The sequence below is a fragment of the Arthrobacter liuii genome (assembly GCF_014639275.1).
Classification (GTDB): Bacteria; Actinomycetota; Actinomycetes; order Actinomycetales; family Micrococcaceae; genus Arthrobacter; species Arthrobacter liuii.
In genome coordinates, this window is the sequence record NZ_BMFW01000099.1 from 1 (window position 1) to 507 (window position 507).

1 protein-coding gene is annotated in these 507 nt (G+C 65.7%); it reads right to left on the reverse strand.

Going from position 1 to position 507, the window contains the following annotated elements; all coding sequences use genetic code 11:
* On the reverse strand, positions 1–507 hold a 507-nt coding region (locus IEW19_RS23270; protein ID WP_188573902.1), incomplete at both ends, for a transposase.

Sequence of the window (507 nt, forward strand, 5' to 3'; positions counted from 1 at the left end):
CTGCCTTCCATTGTTTGAGTGTCCGGCCGAGGCGGGCGACTTCCGCGATCGGGCAGGACGGGAACGAGGAGATCACCTCGTTGACGAGTTCCCTGCCCCGCTCCGGCCTGGCGTGGTAGATGTTCCGCAGCTTCTGGTAGCACTGCCAGGCCAGGGTGACTTCGTGGTCCGGGTCCCCGAGGGTCAGTTTCGCATCGAGTCTGGCGGATTGCTTGTCGGTGAGGTGTTCGGCGCCGATCTGCAGGGTTCGGCGGATCCCGTAGAGCGGGTCGCCCTTGCGTCCGCGGTGCCCGAGGGTGTCCTGCTGGACCCGGCGGCGGACTTCATCGACCATGGCTGATCCCAGTTTCACGACATGGAACGCGTCCAGCACGGTGATCGCTTCGGGCAGTTCGTCGCGGATCGCGTTCGCGTAGCCGCGGAACGGATCCAAAGCGGCGGTCTTGATGCCGGTGGTGAATTCCTCGCCGCGGGCTTTGAGCCAGTCCGCGTAGGCCTTCCCGGACC